General features: G+C 73.2%; 16 protein-coding genes. 9 read left to right on the top strand and 7 right to left on the bottom strand.

All coding sequences use genetic code 11. The features are described 5' to 3' along the window. Window positions 1–23 precede the first annotated feature (23 nt). Window positions 24–548, bottom strand: coding sequence for a sigma-70 family RNA polymerase sigma factor (locus BIV23_RS16895; protein ID WP_107471187.1), 525 nt, complete (start codon window positions 546–548; stop codon window positions 24–26). A 201-nt stretch (window positions 549–749) separates the two neighbouring features. On the opposite strand from BIV23_RS16895, the gene BIV23_RS16890 reads away from it, so the two are divergent. After that, window positions 750–1,223, top strand: a complete 474-nt coding sequence (locus tag BIV23_RS16890; RefSeq protein ID WP_245790550.1) for a cupredoxin domain-containing protein — start codon at window positions 750–752, stop codon at window positions 1,221–1,223. After that, window positions 1,220–2,155: a metallophosphoesterase family protein gene (locus BIV23_RS16885; protein WP_071381691.1), complete on the top strand. Its 936-nt coding sequence runs from the start codon at window positions 1,220–1,222 to the stop codon at window positions 2,153–2,155. The genes BIV23_RS16890 and BIV23_RS16885 overlap by 4 nt, the downstream gene beginning before the upstream one ends. Here BIV23_RS16885 and BIV23_RS16880 read toward each other — a convergent pair. Genes BIV23_RS16880 through BIV23_RS16870 form a run of 3 tightly spaced genes read right to left on the bottom strand, consistent with a single transcriptional unit; the run spans window position 2,133 to window position 5,166 of the window. After that, window positions 2,133–3,326, bottom strand: a complete 1,194-nt coding sequence (locus tag BIV23_RS16880) for a sialidase family protein (RefSeq protein WP_071381690.1) — start codon at window positions 3,324–3,326, stop codon at window positions 2,133–2,135. The genes BIV23_RS16885 and BIV23_RS16880 overlap by 23 nt on opposite strands. After that, window positions 3,323–4,060: an ABC transporter ATP-binding protein gene (locus tag BIV23_RS16875; protein WP_071381689.1), complete on the bottom strand. Its 738-nt coding sequence runs from the start codon at window positions 4,058–4,060 to the stop codon at window positions 3,323–3,325. Before BIV23_RS16875 ends, BIV23_RS16880 begins: the two co-directional genes overlap by 4 nt. Then, window positions 4,057–5,166 carry an ABC transporter permease gene (locus BIV23_RS16870; protein ID WP_071381688.1) on the bottom strand — a complete coding sequence of 370 codons (1,110 nt, stop codon included), beginning with the start codon at window positions 5,164–5,166 and terminating at the stop codon, window positions 4,057–4,059. The genes BIV23_RS16875 and BIV23_RS16870 overlap by 4 nt, the downstream gene beginning before the upstream one ends. Window positions 5,167–5,358: 192 nt before the next feature. On the opposite strand from BIV23_RS16870, the gene BIV23_RS16865 reads away from it, so the two are divergent. Both BIV23_RS16865 and BIV23_RS16860 read left to right on the top strand, forming a co-directional pair. After that, window positions 5,359–6,600 (top strand): sensor histidine kinase, encoded by a 1,242-nt coding sequence (locus tag BIV23_RS16865; protein ID WP_071381687.1) that lies wholly within the window; start codon window positions 5,359–5,361, stop codon window positions 6,598–6,600. Further along, window positions 6,597–7,280 (top strand): response regulator, encoded by a 684-nt coding sequence (locus BIV23_RS16860; protein WP_071381686.1) that lies wholly within the window; start codon window positions 6,597–6,599, stop codon window positions 7,278–7,280. Before BIV23_RS16865 ends, BIV23_RS16860 begins: the two co-directional genes overlap by 4 nt. A 21-nt stretch (window positions 7,281–7,301) precedes the next feature. On the opposite strand, the gene BIV23_RS16855 is transcribed toward BIV23_RS16860, so the two are convergent. Together BIV23_RS16855 and leuA are read right to left on the bottom strand one after the other, a co-directional pair. After that, window positions 7,302–7,991: a tellurite resistance TerB family protein gene (locus BIV23_RS16855; protein WP_071381685.1), complete on the bottom strand. Its 690-nt coding sequence runs from the start codon at window positions 7,989–7,991 to the stop codon at window positions 7,302–7,304. A gap of 183 nt (window positions 7,992–8,174) precedes the next feature. After that, window positions 8,175–9,896: a 2-isopropylmalate synthase gene (gene leuA, locus BIV23_RS16850; RefSeq protein ID WP_071381684.1), complete on the bottom strand. Its 1,722-nt coding sequence runs from the start codon at window positions 9,894–9,896 to the stop codon at window positions 8,175–8,177. 319 nt (window positions 9,897–10,215) lie between these two features. Between leuA and BIV23_RS16845 the strand changes: the two genes are divergently transcribed. Genes BIV23_RS16845 through BIV23_RS16830 form a run of 4 tightly spaced genes read left to right on the top strand, consistent with a single transcriptional unit; the run spans window position 10,216 to window position 14,284 of the window. After that, the gene (locus BIV23_RS16845) at window positions 10,216–11,283 is read left to right on the top strand and encodes a M4 family metallopeptidase (protein WP_071381683.1); all 1,068 of its coding nucleotides are present in this window, start codon (window positions 10,216–10,218) and stop codon (window positions 11,281–11,283) included. Window positions 11,284–11,318: 35 nt separating this feature from the next. Next, window positions 11,319–11,585: a protealysin inhibitor emfourin gene (locus tag BIV23_RS16840; protein ID WP_071381682.1), complete on the top strand. Its 267-nt coding sequence runs from the start codon at window positions 11,319–11,321 to the stop codon at window positions 11,583–11,585. Window positions 11,586–11,643: 58 nt separating this feature from the next. Beyond that, window positions 11,644–12,972, top strand: coding sequence for a GH1 family beta-glucosidase (locus tag BIV23_RS16835; RefSeq protein ID WP_071381681.1), 1,329 nt, complete (start codon window positions 11,644–11,646; stop codon window positions 12,970–12,972). A gap of 10 nt (window positions 12,973–12,982) precedes the next feature. Then, the gene (locus BIV23_RS16830; RefSeq protein WP_071381680.1) at window positions 12,983–14,284 is read left to right on the top strand and encodes an MFS transporter; all 1,302 of its coding nucleotides are present in this window, start codon (window positions 12,983–12,985) and stop codon (window positions 14,282–14,284) included. A gap of 19 nt (window positions 14,285–14,303) precedes the next feature. On the opposite strand, the gene BIV23_RS16825 is transcribed toward BIV23_RS16830, so the two are convergent. Further along, window positions 14,304–15,194 (bottom strand): NAD-dependent epimerase/dehydratase family protein, encoded by an 891-nt coding sequence (locus tag BIV23_RS16825; RefSeq protein ID WP_071381785.1) that lies wholly within the window; start codon window positions 15,192–15,194, stop codon window positions 14,304–14,306. Between the two features lie 129 nt (window positions 15,195–15,323). Here BIV23_RS16825 and BIV23_RS16820 point away from each other — a divergent pair, with 129 nt between their 5' ends. Further along, window positions 15,324–16,178, top strand: a complete 855-nt coding sequence (locus BIV23_RS16820; RefSeq protein ID WP_071381679.1) for a helix-turn-helix transcriptional regulator — start codon at window positions 15,324–15,326, stop codon at window positions 16,176–16,178. Window positions 16,179–16,211: the final 33 nt, after the last annotated feature.

Here is a 16,211-nt window from a genome sequence, read left to right as displayed (position 1 = left end):
CCGGCGCCTCCTCCGTGCCTCGGTCATGGCTCGATGCCCCGTTCCTGCAACGCGAGCCGGAGGGCGTGCAGGGCGTAGTACGTCCGCGACTTGACGGTGCCCAGCGGGACGCCCAGCACCTCCGCCGCCTCCGCCATGGTCCGGCCCCGGTAGTACGTCTCGACCAGTACGGCGCGGTGGTCCGCAGACAGCGTCCGGACGGCGTCGGCCACCGCCCAGCTCTGCAGTGCCTGCTCGATCCGGTCCTCGCCCGCCGTCTGCTCGGCGACCCGGTCCAGGGCGTCGCCGCCGGTCTCCGCCGGCCTGGCCAGCCGGGCCCGGTGGGCGTCGATGACCAGGTGCCGGGCGACCGTGAACAGCCAGGCCCGGGCGGAACCGCGGCGGGGTTCGAACGCGGTGGGGTGCCGCCACGCCCGCAGCAGCGTCTCCTGTACGACATCCTCGGCCCACTGCCGGTCTCCTGACGTCAGGCGCAGCACGTAGTGGAACAGGGGCCCCGCGTGCTCGGCGTACAGAGTGCGGATCAGCTCCTCGTCCGAGGCCGACACGGTCCCTTCACCAGAGACACGGCGCACGGAGCGATCCGTATCGGCTGTCCGGCCACGTTTGCGGGCGCTCCATGGCATAAGCAGATCATTACGCATTTGCCCGCTTTTGTCGCGTATCGACTGAACCGGCCGCCATCACCGCCCGTGAAGTCAGGAAAGAGCGGATACATCCCTCTTCCCGAGAGGTGAGGAGCGAACACCATGCACCCGAACTTCGGTCACCCCGGCCCGCGATCCCTCGTCGCGGCCGGGCTCGCCGCCATGACGGCCGCCGGGCTGGGGTTTCTCAGCGCGTGCGGCCAGTCCCCGCACGCCGCCTCGGTCGGCGCCGTCACGGCCGGCCCCGGTCAGCACCAGGTGGCCGGGATGCCCGGCGCCTCCGCGCCGGACCCGGCGGCGAGCACCGCGGCGAGTACCGTGGCGAGCACCGTGGCGATCAGGAACTTCACGTTCACCCCGGCCGTCCTGAAGATCAAGGCGGGCACGACGGTGACCTGGACCAACCAGGACACCGACCCCCACACCGTCACCAGCGCCACAGCGGGCGGCCCACTGCACTCGCCCGCCCTGGCCGCCCACGCCACCTACAGCCACCGGTTCACCGATCCGGGCACCTACGCCTACCTCTGCACCATCCATCCCTTCATGACGGCCACGGTGGAGGTGACCCGATGACCGGGGAACACGACATGACACGGCGTCAACTCATACGGCACGCCGGGTGGTTCGGCGGAGCCGTCGTGCTGACCGTGGCCGGCGGAGAAGTGGTCAGCCACATCGCCGGCCCCCGGGGCACCGTCGCCGAGGCCGCCGCGCCGACCACCGGCGCCCTGCGGTTCGTACAGGTCTCCGACAGCCACATCGGCTTCCACGGGCCGGCGAACCTGGACGTGGTCGGCTCGTTCACCGAAGCCATCGACCAGGTCAACACGCTCGGCTTCCGGCCCGACTTCGTCATGCACAGCGGCGATCTGACCCACCTGTCCACAGCGGGCCAGTTCGACCAGGTCAGGCAGATGCTCACCCGGCTGCGGACGGACCGCGTCTTCACCGTGCCGGGCGAACACGACTCCATCGGCGACGCGGGCCGCGCCTACCGGCAGACCTTCGGCGCAGGCACGCTCGGCGACGGCTGGTACAGCTTCGACACCCACGGAGTGCATTTCGTCGCCCTGGTCAACACCCTGAGCCTGGAGAAGCTGGGCCACCTCGGGACCGAGCAGATCGACTTCGTGCGCAGGGACCTGGCGGGGCAGTCGTCGGACACCCCGATCGTGGTCTTCAGCCACATCCCGCTGTTCGCCATGTACCCCCGGTGGGGCTGGAGCACGGACGACGCGTTGAAGGTGATCGCGCTGCTGCGCCGGTTCTCCTCGGTGACCTGTCTCAACGGACACGTCCACCAGCTGTTCACCAAGACGGAGGGCAACATCACCTTCCACTCCGCCACCACCACCGCCTACCCGCTGCCGAAGCCGGGACGGGCACCCGCCCCGACTCCCCAGGTCGTACCCGCCCGGCAGCTGAAGGCCGCGCTCGGCATCCGTACCGTGGGGTACCGGCGGGGCGACCGGGAACTGGCGGTCAAGGACCGGAGGCTGGCGTGAGCCAGGACACGTCCAGCCTGCGGAACTCCAGGCTCTCGTAGCCGTGGTCGGCGCCCGTCTCGTACAGGACGCCGGCCGTGGCGGGGCCCAGCTGGACGAGGTCGGAGTAGGCGGCCGGGCGGTCGGAGAGGGTGAGCCGCTTGGTGAAGGTGCGGCCGGCGTCCGCGCTGGACCAGAGGGCGAGCGCCCGGCGGGCGGTCGGCACGGAGGGGGCCGAGAACAGCAACGGGGCGTCCGGGCCGCGGAGTTGGAGGACGCTGCCCTGGACCACGGGGACGTCGGACAGGCTCGGCTGACGGGTGTAGGGGCGGTCGAGGGACCGGCCGCCGTCCCCGGAGTAGGCGTCGAGCCGGTTGCCGGGGGCGCTGCCGTACTGGTCGCGGGCGTTGAAGTAGAGCCTGCCGTCCGGAAGTTGGGCCGCTGTCGTCTCGTTGACGTTGGCCACGCCGTGGGGGGCGTCCGCCACGAAGCCCAGGTGCCAGGTGCGGCCGCCGTCGTCGCTGTAGAGCGCGTGGCCGCCGTCGTGGCCGCGGCCGGAGGAGCCGGCGGACGGGGCGACGGAATGGTTCGCGGGGACGAGGAGGCGGCCTCGGTACGGGCCCCGGGTGAGGGCGACGGCATGGCCGGGACCGGTCGCGTACCAGCGCCAGTCGGACCGCTTCACCTGCGCGGTGATGTCGGCCGGGGGCGAGAAGCGGCGGCCGTCGTCCCCGCTGCGCTGGACGTACACCCGGCGCTCCGCTTCGCCGCTCATGATCTGGCCCTCCGTCGCCTGCCCGCTGTTCCAGCAGGTCACGAGCACGACGGCGCCGGTACGCGGGTCCACGACCGGCGCCGGGTTGCCCCGGGTGTCCCCGTCCCCGGCCGTGACCACGGTCAGCGGACCCCAGGTGCAGCCGCCGTCGGTGGAGCGGCGCAGGACGACGTCGATGGCACCGCTGTCCCCCGCGCCGTCCCGCCGCCCCTCGGCGAAGGCCAGCACCGTGCCGAGCCGGGTACGGACGACCGCCGGGATGCGGTATGTGTGATAGCCGCCCCGGCCCGAGACGTACGGGACGGAGGAGGCGCAGCCGTACGAGGGGTGAGCCGGTGCGGCCTCGGCGGGCGGGACGGCGGCGAGCGGGGTGAGGAGGGCGAGGGCGGTGAGCAGGGTGCGGTACAGCGGGGTCATCCGCTCATCGTCGCCGTCACCCCTCCCTGCGGCCGGTAGCCCACGCTCGTGCCGCTGCCGGACGGCGGGTCGCCGAGGCGGCCGTCGTCGACCTCGACGATCCGGTCGGCGGCGCGCAGGTGGGTGCGGTCGTGGGTGACCAGGACGGTGGCGGTGCCCCGTTCGCGGGTCAGCCGGGTGATCAGGTCGACGACGGCGGCGCCGCGTTCGTGGTCGAGGGCGCTGGTGGGTTCGTCGACCAGGAGGAGGGTCGGCTCGTTCATCAGGGCGCGGGCGATGCCGACCCGCTGGCGCTGGCCGCCGGAGAGCTGGTGGGGGCGCCGGCCGGCCCGGTCGGCCAGGCCCACCGCGGCCAGCAGCTCCAGGGCCCGGCCGCGGGCCCCGGCCGGTGAGCGCCCGTCGATCGAGGCCATGAGCTGGAGCTGCTCGAGCGCCGTGAGCGAGGGCAGCAGATGGGGCTGCTGGAAGACGATGCCGATGGTGCGGCGGCGCAGCCCGGTCAGTTCCGCGCGGCTCAGGCCGGTCGTGGTGACGCCGTCGACGCTCACCGTGCCGGCGTCGGGGGTGACGAGGGTGGCGGCGACGGCGAGGAGGCTGGACTTGCCGGAGCCGGAGGGCCCGGCCACGGCGGTCAGGGTGCCCCTGGGCACGTGCAGGGTGACGTGGTCCAGGGCGGTCAGGCGGTCGTCGCCGTCGGGGTAGGTGAGGGTGACGTCGGACAGGTCGAGGCTCATCGGGCGCTCCCCAGGGCGGTCAGCGGGTCCACCGAGGTGATGCGGCGGACGGACAGGGCGGCCCCGAGCGCGCCGAGCAGGATCATGACGGCGGCGGGGGCGAGGACGGTGGCGGGGGTGAGGAGGAACGGCACCGTGTCCGGTACGACGAGGGCGCCGAGCGCGGCGGCGATGCCGGTGCCGAGGAGCGTGCCGACCACGAGCAGGGCGGCGGCCTGCCCGAGGGCGTCCTTCAGCAGGTGCGCGGTGGAGGCGCCGAGTGCCTTCAGGACGGCGATGTCACCGGCGCGCTGGATGGTCCAGACGGTGAAGAAGGCGCCGACGACGAGCGCGGAGATGGCGAACAGGAAGCCGCGCATCAGCTGGAGGGAGCCGTTCTCGGAGGCGTAGGAGCCGATCGCGGACAGCGAGCCGTCCTTGGTGACGGTCCTGGTGCCGATGGCCCGGTCGGCGGCGGCGACATCGGCGCCGGCGGTCGTGTCCAGGGCGATCACCGTCGCCGTCGCTCCGGCATCGGGTCCCGCGGCGGTTCCGGCGGCGCCGGGAGGTGCCACGCTCGCCCAGGTGCTGAGGGCGGTCCAGATCACGGGGGTGTGGCTGAAGGAGGCGTCGCCCGCCACGGCCGCCACCGTCAGCCTCCGGCCGGCCAGGGCGAAGGTGTCGCCGGGTGCGAGGCCGCCGAGGCCGGCGGCGGCAGCGGCGGACAGCACCGCCGTACGGTCGTGGATCGCGCCGCCGTCGGGGGCCAGGCGGGAGCCGGCGCGGACGCCGAAGGCGGAGACCGGGGCGCTCCGGTCGCCCGCGGTGGCCTTGGTGCTGGTGATCCCGAGCGGTTCGGCGCGCGTGACGCCGGGCACCTCGGCCCACCGCCGCCACTGCCGGGCGGTGACGGTGGAGTCGCCGTAGGACGGACTGCGCCCCGGGCCGGGGGCGGCGAAGGCGATCCGGTCGGCGGGCAGGCCGGTGATCGCGGAGATGTTCTGCCGGGCCAGGCCGGCGCTCAGTGCGGACAGCAGCCCGACCAGCAGGGTGATCAGGGTGATGACGGCTCCCATCAGGGCGAACCGGCCCTTGGCGAACCTCAGGTCTCTCCAGGCGACGAACACGGCTGCGACTGCTCTCTGCGGAGGTGGACGGAGTGTGCCTCCACGGTCGCCGCCCGCGCCCGCCGCGCGCATCCGGCGACGGAGGTCACTTCGCGGATCGAACGGCGGCGCCCGGATTGCAACTTTCGACAGAGGCCGGGCCGTGGCGCGTCTTCGTACCCTGGGGGGACTGTGAACCACGCTGGTAGGACCGTGAACACCACCGCTCCCGCACCGACCCCGACCACCCGGGCCCTGTCCTGGTGCCTGCACCTGCTCGTCGTCGGTCTGCTCGCGCTCGCCGCCGTCCGGGCCGTGACCGACGGACGGCCGCACGCCGCGGCGACCCTCGCCGGGGCCGCCGGGTGCGCTCTGGTGTACGCGGCGGGCCCGCTGCTGCCCCGGATCCACGGCGGCCGGCGGGCCGCCGCCTGGTGGCTGGCGGCCGTCGGCGCGGCGTGGCTGGTGCTGCTGGCGCTCTCCGCCGACGGCGTGTGGGTGGCCTTCCCGCTGTACTTCCTCCAGCTCCATCTGCTGCCGCGCCGCGCCGGCCCGGCCGCCGTAACCGCGACCGCGGGCGCGGCGATCGCCGCGTTCGCCGCGCACCAGGGCGCCTTCAGCGCCGCCATGGCGATCGGCCCGGCGCTCGGGGCCGCCGTCGCGGTCGCGGTGGTGTGGGGATACCAGGCGCTGTACCGGGAGAGCGAACGGCGCCGGCACCTGATCGAGGAACTCACCGCCACCCGCGCCGACCTGGCCGAGGCCCAGCACACCGCGGGAGTGCTGGCCGAGCGCGAGCGGCTGGCCCGCGAGATCCACGACACCCTCGCGCAGGGCCTGTCCAGCATCCAGCTGCTGCTGCGGGCCGCCGAGCGGACCCTGCCCGACGGTGCGCACAGCGCGGCGCGCCACGTCGGCCAGGCCCGCCAGGCCGCGGTGGACAATCTCGCCGAGGCCCGCCGCTTCGTCGCCGCCCTCGCCCCGCCCGCCCTGGAGGGCAGCACCCTGCCGGACGCGCTGGAGCGGCTCTGCGCGACCACCGGCACCCGGCACCGGCTCACCGCCCGCTTCCGCCCGGTCGGTGCGCCGCCCGCCCTGCCGACCGCGCACGAGGTGGCCCTGCTGCGCATCGCCCAGTCCGCGCTCGCCAACACCGTCCGCCACGCGGGCGCGACCGCCGTGGAGGTCACCCTCGGCCGCCTCGACGACGAGGTCGCCCTCACGGTCGTCGACGACGGCGCCGGGTTCGACCCCGGCCGGCTGCCCGCGCCCGACCCGGAGACGGGCGGCTTCGGCCTGGCCGCCATGCACGCCCGCATCCGCGCCCTGGGCGGCACCCTGACCGTCGACTCCGCCCCGGGCCACGGCACCACCCTCACCGCCCGGCTCCCCCTCACGCGGACCCCGGGCGCCGGTGCCGGGACCACCTCCGCCGAGACCGGGGCCCACCCGTGACCGCCCACCCGGACCCCACCGACCGTCCCGGCCCCGTCGACCGCACGGACCGGCCCGTCCGGCTGCTCCTCGCCGACGACCACCCGGTCGTCCGGGCCGGGCTGCGGGCCGTGCTGGAGACCGAGCCGGGGCTCGTGGTCGTGGCGGAGGCGGCCACCGCCGAGGAGGCCGTCGTCCGGGCCGGGGCGGGTGACGTCGACGTCGTGCTGATGGACCTGCGGTTCGGCGGGGGGATGGGCGGGGCGGAGGCCACGGCCGCGATCACCGCCCGGCCGGGCGCCCCGCGGGTCGTCATCGTCACCACCTACGACTCCGACGCCGACACCCTCCCGGCCATCGAGGCCGGTGCCACCGGTTACCTGCTCAAGGACGCCCCTCCGGAGGAGCTGGCCGCGGCCGTGCGCTCGGCCGCCGCCGGCCGTACCGCGCTGGCGCCCGCGGTCGCGGACCGGCTGATGAACCGGCTGCGCGCCCCCGGCACCTCGCTGACCCGGCGCGAGACCGAGGTGCTCGCCCTGGTCGCCGAGGGGCTGTCCAACCAGGCCGTGGGCCGCCGGCTCCACCTCACCGAGGGCACGGTCAAGTCCCATCTGGCCCGTGTCTACGCCAAGTTGGGCGTCGACTCCCGTACCGCGGCCGTCGCCGCGGCCACCGGCCTCGGGCTCATCCGACGGCCGTGAACGTGACCGTGTCCGTGACCGTCAGGACGGGGTCGTCCGCGCCGCCGCCAGCAGGCGGGTGACGTCGGGGCCGCAGATCGTCAGGGCGGCGCCCACCGTGGTGAGGGCGTCGCGCTCGGCCGGGGTGTAGGGGCCGTCGGCCAGCGCGATGCGGGCGGCCTGCAGGAGCAGGGACTCGCGGCCGGCGGGGGCGAGGTGCGGGGTGAGCGGGTCCAGGGCCTCGTGCAGCTCTATCGTCAGGCTCGCGCCGCAGGGCCGCTCGAAGACCCGGCCGGTGTCGGCGGCGAGGGCGTCGACCAGGGCGGCCAGCTGCTCCTCGGTGCAGTCCTCGAAGCCGGCCGCGCGGACCGCGGCGGCGGCGGTCTCCAGGGCCGTACGGGAACCGGTGCCGCCCGCGGCGAGCACGGCGAGGGCGACGGTGTGCACGGCGTCGCGGAGCATCGCGGAGAAGCGGCGGGTGGTGGGATGGTCGAGGACGTCGGTGCCGTAGTGCTCGGCGCACGCCGCGCACTCCACGACCGGTCCGGCCGTCCCGCGCGGCAGCAGCGGCAGCCCGAGCAGGGTGAGCCGGCGGCGGCCGGTGAGGCGCTGGTAGTTGCGGTCGCCCCCGCAGCCCGGGCAGTAGAACTCGCCGTCGCCCACGGGCGTCCATGCGGTGCGCGCGCCGAGCAGGCGCGGGACCCGGCCGTTTCGTCCCCGTACTGGCAGCACGTCGCACCTCCGTAACCGCGCGGCAACATCGCCGTGCTGGCGTGATGTTAGCCACATCACGGAGGCTGAGTCAGTACCCCGGAAGAGACCTTTCTGTTACCTGCCCGCCGCAGTGGCCGAAAACGGCGGCGCCCCGACCGCCGTATACAGCGGTCGGGGCGTCGAAACCCCCGGTCGGAGGGGTCAGCGGGCCGCGCGGTTGACGGCCGAGACGACCGCCTTCAGCGACGCACGCGTCGTGTTCGCGTCGATGCCGATCCCCCACAGGACCTTGCCGTCGATCGCGCATTCGATGTACGAGGCGGCCTGCGCGGAGGCGCCCTCGCTCATCGTGTGCTCCTGGTAGTCCAGCAGGCGTACGTCGATGCCGATGGACTCCAGCGCGTCGAAGAAGGCCGAGATCGGACCGTTGCCGGTACCGGTCAGGACGGTGTCCTCGCCGTCGACCGTGGCCTCGACGGTCAGCGCGTCGACGCCGTCGGTGTCCGTCGTGGACTGGCCGGTCCTGACCTGGATGCGGCCCCACGGGTTGTCCGGGTTCGGCAGGTACTCGTCCCGGAAGGCGGCCCAGATCTCCTTCGGCGTGATCTCGCCGCCCTCGGCGTCCGTCTTCGCCTGGATCAGCTTCGAGAACTCGATCTGCATCCGGCGCGGCAGGTCCAGCTTGTGGTCGTTCTTCAGGACGTAGGAGATACCGCCCTTGCCGGACTGCGAGTTGACCCGGATGACGGCCTCGTAGGAACGGCCGACGTCCTTCGGGTCGATCGGCAGGTAGGGCACCGCCCACTCGATGTCGTCGACCGTGACGCCCTTGGCCTTCGCGTCGGCCTCCATGGCGTCGAAGCCCTTCTTGATGGCGTCCTGGTGGGAGCCGGAGAAGGACGTGTAGACCAGGTCGCCCACGTACGGGTGGCGCGGGTGGACCTCCATCTGGTTGCAGTACTCCCACGTACGACGGATCTCGTCGATGTCGGAGAAGTCGATCTGCGGGTCGACGCCCTGCGAGAACAGGTTCATGCCCAGGGTGACCAGGTCGACGTTGCCGGTGCGCTCGCCCTGTCCGAACAGGCAGCCCTCGACGCGGTCGGCGCCGGCCATCAGCGCCAGCTCGGCGGCCGCGACGGCCGTGCCGCGGTCGTTGTGCGGGTGGACGGAGATGCAGACGTGCTCGCGGCGCGAGATGTTGCGGCTCATCCACTCGAAGCGGTCCGCGTGCGTGGACGGGGTCGAACGCTCCACCGTGGCGGGCAGGTTGAGGATGATCTCGCGGCCGGGGCCGGGCTGCCAGACGTCCATGACCGCCTCGCAGACCTCCAGCGCGAAGTCCAGCTCGGTGTCGGTGAAGATCTCCGGCGAGTACTGGTAGCCGAACTCCGTCTCCGGGCCCAGCAGTTTCTCGGCGTACTCCATCACCAGGCGGGTGCCGTCGACGGCGATCTGCTTGATGTCGTCCTTGGAGCCGCGGAAGACGACCCGGCGGAAGACGGGCGCGGTGGCGTTGTAGAGGTGGACGGTGGCCCGCCTGGCGCCCTTCAGGGACTCCACGGTCCGCTCGATCAGGTCCTCGCGGGCCTGGGTCAGCACGGAGATCGTGACGTCGTCCGGGATCGCGCCCTCTTCCTCGATGATCGAGCGCACGAAGTCGAAGTCGGTCTGGCCGGAGGCGGGGAAGCCTACCTCGATCTCCTTGTAGCCCATCGCGACCAGCTGGTCGAACATCCGGCGCTTGCGCTCGGGCGACATCGGGTCGATCAGGGCCTGGTTGCCGTCGCGCAGGTCGGTGGAGAGCCAGCGGGGGGCGACGGTGATCCGCTGCTGCGGCCAGGTGCGGTCCGGGATGTCGACCTGCTCGTAGCGGCCGTACTTGTGGATCGGCATGGTGCTGGGCTGCTGGCGGTTGACCATGGTGGCGTGGGCTCCTCAGGGTGTCCGGAAGGACGGCCGACGACGCAACGCGAAGCTCCGCGGGGAGGGAGTCGACCTGGACTACAGGCCCTCGCCGCGGCAGCTAAGAAGAAGCAGCCCGAAACGCATGATGCTCCGCAGCCTAGCCGAGCCGCGCCGGGTACGAGGGCCTGTATCAGTATGCGGGACCGCGCGGATAAAAGGGACAAAAAGTGCGCCATACCACTTTCGACTACGGAGGGTGGCCGAGCGTCCCGATATTTCACCAATCACGGTTGCGGGTAGTGACACTGGCGTCACACAGTGCCAGTGTTCTGTCATGACGACCAACGGGGGCTTCCAGCCCGTCTTCTGCACGATCGTGCCGCCGCACATCCTCGACCGGCTCGCCCGGCACGAGGACTCCGCCGTCGCCGAGCGCGCGCAGCGCACCCTGGAGCACGACTCCGCGCTGCGCACCCGCCGCCGCGAGACCGCCGTCCGCACCCAGAGCGCCGTCGTCGGCGCCGCCGCGGCCGACAGCACGCCGAAGCGCACGGTCTACGACGCCGGGCACGGCAGCGACCTGCCCGGCAGCGAGGTCCGCGCCGAGGGCCAGGACCCGGTCCAGGACGCCAGCGTCAACCGCGCCTACGCCGGCCTCGGCGCCACCTTCGAGCTGTACCTGAAGGCGTACCAGCGGGACTCCATCGACGGCCGGGGACTGCCGCTCAACGCGTCCGTGCACTACCAGACGGGCTACGACAACGCCTTCTGGAACGGCGACCAGATGGTGTTCGGGGACGGCGACGGCCAGGTCTTCGGCGACTTCACCAGCTGCATCGACGTCATCGGCCACGAGCTGACCCACGGCGTCACGCAGTACACCGCGAACCTGGAGTACGAGGGCCAGTCCGGCGCCCTCAACGAGTCGGTCTCGGATGTCTTCGGATCCCTCATCAAGCAGTACTCGCTGGGCCAGAGCGCCGACCGGGCCGACTGGCTGATCGGCGAGGGCCTGCTCGCCCCGGGCGTCCACGGCACCGCGCTGCGTTCGATGAAGGCCCCGGGCACCGCGTACGACGACCCCAGGCTCGGCAAGGACCCGCAGCCCGCGACCATGGCGGGCTACGTGCGCACCAGCGACGACAACGGCGGCGTCCACACCAACTCCGGCATCCCGAACCACGCCTTCTACCTGCTCGCCACGGCCATCGGCGGCAACGCCTGGGAGAAGGCCGGGCAGATCTGGTACGACGTGCTCACCGGCGGCGAGCTGCGGTCGAGCGCGCAGTTCGCCGACTTCGCCAGACTGACCGTGAAGGCGGCCCAGGCGCGGTTCGGCGCCGGCGACGAGCTGGAGGCCGTCAAGAAGGCGTGGGAACAGGTCGGAGTGCACACGTCGTAGTGCGGCCGCCGGCGTTCCGTACTAGACACGGACCCATGCGCATCCAGATTCGACGCACGGGCGGCTTCGCGGGGATCGAGCGCCGGGCCGAGGTGGACACCTCGGCCCGGCCCGACGCCGCCGAGTGGCAGGCCCTGGCCGAGCGTGTCCTCGCGTCCGGTCCGGACACCCCGCCCGCCGGCGTCCCGGACGGCTTCCGGTACGAGATCGCCGTGGACGGCCGCACGGTGTACGCGGCCGATCCCCGACTCACCGAGGACCAGCGGGAGTTGGTGACGCGACTGCTGAAGGAAGGGGCGTAGGCGACGGTTGCCGCCGGGGCATTGACTTCTGTTACCGGGGGTAAGGATGATCCCGGCCATGGCGACTGACGCAGGCGATCCGATACCCCGGTTCCCCGACGGCTTCCTGTGGGGCGTGTCGACCTCCGCCCACCAGATCGAGGGCGCGGCCGACGCGCGCGAGCGTTCCGTGTGGGACGTGTTCACGGCCGAGCCCGGCCGGGTGAAGGACGGCTCGACGGCGGCGGTGGCCTGCGACCACTACCACCGCTACCCCGAGGACGTCGCCCTCCTCGCCGGCCTGGGCGTGGGCGCGTACCGCTTCTCGGTCTCCTGGCCGCGGGTGAACTCCCCCGGCGGGCTGGACTTCTACGACCGCCTGACGGACGAGCTGTGCGCGGCGGGCGTCCGGCCCGTGCCCACCCTCTTCCACTGGGACCTGCCCGTCTCCCTGGAGGAGGCCGGCGGCTGGCTGACGCGCGACACGGCGGCCCGGTTCGCCGACCACGTGAGCGTGGTGGCCGAGCGGCTCGGCGACCGGGTGACGAAGTGGATCACCCTCAACGAGCCCGCCGAACACACCCTGCTGGGGCACGCCCTCGGCGCCCACGCCCCCGGCAGGCGGCTCCTGTTCGACGCGCTCCCGGTCGCCCACCACCAGCTCCTCGCCCACGGTCTCGCGGTCCGGGCCCTGCGCGCGGCCGGAGCCGACGACATCGGCATCGCCAACTCCCACGGCCCCACCTGGCCCGCGTCCGGGGAACCGGCCGACCTGGAGGCGGCGGGCTTCTACGACGTCCTCCTCAACCGCCTGTTCGCCGAGCCGGTGATCCTCGGTGAATACCCGGACGGAATGGGCGAGTTGATGCCGGGCGACGACATCCCGGCCGACCTCGAGGTCATCGCGGAGCCCGTCGACTGGTACGGGATCAACTACTACGCGCCGACCCGGGTGGGCGCGCCGGACGGCACGGACAGCGAGTACGGCGGACTCGCCCTCCCCGCCGAACTCCCCTTCTCGGTACGGGAGATCGAGGGCAGGGCGACGACCGACTTCGGCTGGCCGGTCGTCCCTGAGGCCCTGACCGAGCTGCTGACCGGCTTCCGCGACCGCTACGGCGACAAGCTCCCGCCGATCGTCATCACCGAGAACGGCTGCTCGTACGAGGGCCTCGACGACCAGGACCGCATCGCCTACCTGGACGGCCATCTGCGCGCCCTGCACACGGCGTTGGAGGCGGGCGTGGACGTGCGCGGCTACTTCGTGTGGTCGCTGATGGACAATTTCGAGTGGGCAGAGGGCTACGCGCGCCGCTTCGGCCTGGTGCACGTGGACTACACCACCCTGGAGCGCACCCCGAAGGCCTCCTACCACTGGTTCCGGGACATGCTCCGGAACCAGGGCTGACGGCGCCGGGATGACCACGACGCCGGAGCCGGTCCGGCCCCCCGCCGCCCTGGCGGAGCCGTTTGAGCCGGTCGGCCGGGGCTGGACGGCGGCGCTCTCGCTGGCCAACGGGGCCATCTGGGTGGGCTGGTTCGGCCCGCTGCAGATTTTGCTCGCCTCCCAGGCCAGGGACTTCGCACCCGGCTCCGGAATGTCGAAGGAGACGATGCTGGCCTGGGTGACCGGGATCGGCGCGGTGGTGTCGCTCGTCGCGAACCCCTTCTTCGGCGCCCTGTCGGACCGGACGACCGCCCGCCGGGGCCGCCGCACACCGTGGATCGTGGCCGGGGCGACGGGCGGGGCGCTGTCGCTGCTGCTGCTCGCGCGGGCCGACGGGGTGTGGTCGATGGCGGCGGGCTGGTGCCTGGTGCAGCTCACGCTGAACGCGGCGTTCGCGGCGGTCACGGCGGCCGTGCCGGACCGGGTGCCGGGACGCCAACGCGGTTCGGTGGGCGGCTGGTTGGGGGCCGCGCAGATCCTGGGCGTGGTCGGCGGCACGGGCCTCGCGACGGTGGGGGTCCCCCCGCTTGAGCGGATTTCGAGAGTGGGGGAGGGCGGGACCGGCGCCGGGTACGTGGCGTGCGCCGTGTGCACGGTGGCGGGCGTGCTGCCGTACGTCCTGCGGTATCCGGATCTGCGACTGTCCGCGCGGGAGCGCCCGCCGTGGTCCTGGCGCGCGTTCCTGGCCGGATTCTGGCTGAGCCCGCGCCGGTATCCGGACCTGGGCTGGGCGTGGCTGACCCGGTTCCTGATCAACCTCAGCAACTCACTCGTGCTGCTGTACCTCCTCTACTACCTGCGCGACCGCCTGCGCTACCACGACCCCGGCCAGGGGGTGCTGATCCTGACGGCCGTCAACAGCCTGACGCTGGTGGGGACCGTGGTGGCGGGCGGGGTGTGGTCGGACCGGGTGGGCCGGCGCAAGCCGTTCGTCGTCTGGTCCGGCGTACTGATGGCGGTGGCGACGGCGGCGCTGGCCGGGTGGCAGACCTGGCCCGGCGCGATCGTCGCGTCGGCGGTCCTCGGGGTCGGCTTCGGCGTGTTCACCTCGGTCGACTTCGCGCTGATGACGGACGTCCTGCCGACGGCCCTGGACCGGGGCAAGGACCTCGGCGTGATCAACGTGGCCAACGCCCTGCCCCAGGTCGCCGCCCCCGCCCTCGCCGCGCCGATCGTGACGTACCTGGGCGGCTACCGGGTGCTGTACCTGGTGGCGGCGGTGATCGGGCTGGCGGGGGCGGTGCTGGTCGGCCGGATACGCGGGGTGCAGTGAGCGGGATGGAGCGAGCGGGTTACAGGGCGCCGGCGTCGCGGGCGGACCAGACGCTCGGGTAGAGCGGCCGGTAGCCGAGGTCGCGGCGGATCTTCCGGGTGGACATGATCACGAGCCACGGGTCGGGGTCCGTCCGGGTGTCCATGCCCTCGGGCAGTGCGACACCGTTGACCTGGTGCAGGTCGACCGCTGTGACGGGGGTGTCGTCGGCGATGTTGTGGACGGGGCCGTTCACCGCCGGTGCGTACAGCAGGCGGAACAGGCCCTGGGCGACGTCGGCGTGGTGGCCCATGTGCAGCCGCTGGGTCGGCGCCCAGTGCGCGGCCCAGCGCAGCGAGTCGGCGAGGTGCGGGTCGCCCTCGCCGTAGACGAAGGGGAGCCGGCCGATCCGCAGGTCCAGGCCGTCGAGTGCGAGCAGTTCCCGTTCGGCCGCCGCCTTGGACTCGGGATAGGCGCCCCACATGGACCCGCCGGGCCGGCTCTCGTCCTCCTCGACCAGCGGCCTGCCGCGCCCGGTGCCGTACACGAGCCCGGTGCTGACCTGCACGAACCTCCGCGCACCGGCGGCCTGCGCGGCCCGGCCCAGGGCCACGGCCGCGTCCCGGTTGACGGCCCGGGCCTCCTCGTCGGGCACCCCGCGGAAGGCGGCGGCGACGTTCACGACGGCGTCCACGCCCGCGACGGCCTTGCCGAGCACGTCCTCGTCCCGCAGATCGCCGAGCACGACCTCGGCGCCGAGATCGGCGAAGCGGTCCGCGCGGGAGGCGTCCCTGACCAGGACCCGCACCTTCCCCCACTCTCGGCTCCGCTCGAGCGGGGGGACCCCCACCCCGGCCCGGGCCTGCGCCAGCAGCCGGGGCACGAAGCGCCGCCCGACCTGCCCTGTCGTACCGGTCACCAGTGTCAGCATGTTCGTCTCCTCGCTGTTCGCCGTGTTCACCACCACGGTGGGGCGGAGCGGGGGCGGCCGGTAGAGACCTCCCGATCAGGGGATCGACAGTCCCTGGATAAGCCGGGCGGGCTGCCGCACGCTGGAGGGGTGAACCGGAGTGAACTCGCCGACTTCCTGCGCCGCGGCCGCGCCCGTCTGAACCCCGCCGACGTGGGCCTCGCCCCGGGCGCCCGGCGCCGTACGCCCGGCCTGCGCCGGGAGGAGGTGGCGTCGCTGGCGGGCATGTCGGCCGACTACTACACCCGGCTCGAACAGTCCCGGGGGCCGCGTCCGTCCCGCCAGATGCTGACGGCGCTGGCGCGTGCGCTGCGCCTCACGGACGCCGAGCACGACCATCTGTTCCATCTGGCCGGCGAGGAGCCGCCGCGCCGCGAGACGGCGTCGACGCATGTCCGGCCCGGCCTGCTGCTGATCCTGGACCGCCTGTACGACACCCCGGCGCAGCTGGTGAACGACTGCGGAGAGGTCCTGGCGCAGAACGCGATGGCCAAGGCGCTGGTCGGCGACGTGATGTCCCGCCCCCGGCGCGAACGGAACCTGGTGCGCCGCTTCTTCCTGGACCCGGCCGCGCGTTCACTGTTCCCGGCGGAGGACCACGAGCCGCACGCGCGCGCCCAGGTGGCCAACCTGCGCGCGGTGGCCGCCGCCCGCCCCGACGACCCGGAACCGGCCGGCCTGGTCGCCGAACTCCGTTCCGCCAGCGAGGAGTTCGCTCGGCTCTGGGACGAGCACGAGGTGGCTGCGCGCCACCGTGCGACCAAGCGCTTCCAGCACCCGCTGGTCGGCCTGCTGGACCTGGACTGCGAGGTCATGCTCAGCCACGAGCACCACCACCTCCTCGTCGTCCACACGGCCCGCCCGGGAACGGACTCCTACGAACGGCTTCAGCTGCTGCGGGTGGTGGGGTTGCAGGACATGACGCCTCGGGCCACCGCGGGTTAGAACCCGAGCCTGCGCAGCTGCTTCGGGTCGCGC

The organism is Streptomyces monashensis (assembly GCF_001866665.1).
In the GTDB taxonomy this organism is placed as follows: Bacteria; Actinomycetota; Actinomycetes; order Streptomycetales; family Streptomycetaceae; genus Streptomyces; species Streptomyces monashensis.
The sequence above is the reverse complement of the archived record's forward strand: the minus strand, read 5'-3'. Positions and strand labels throughout refer to the sequence as shown.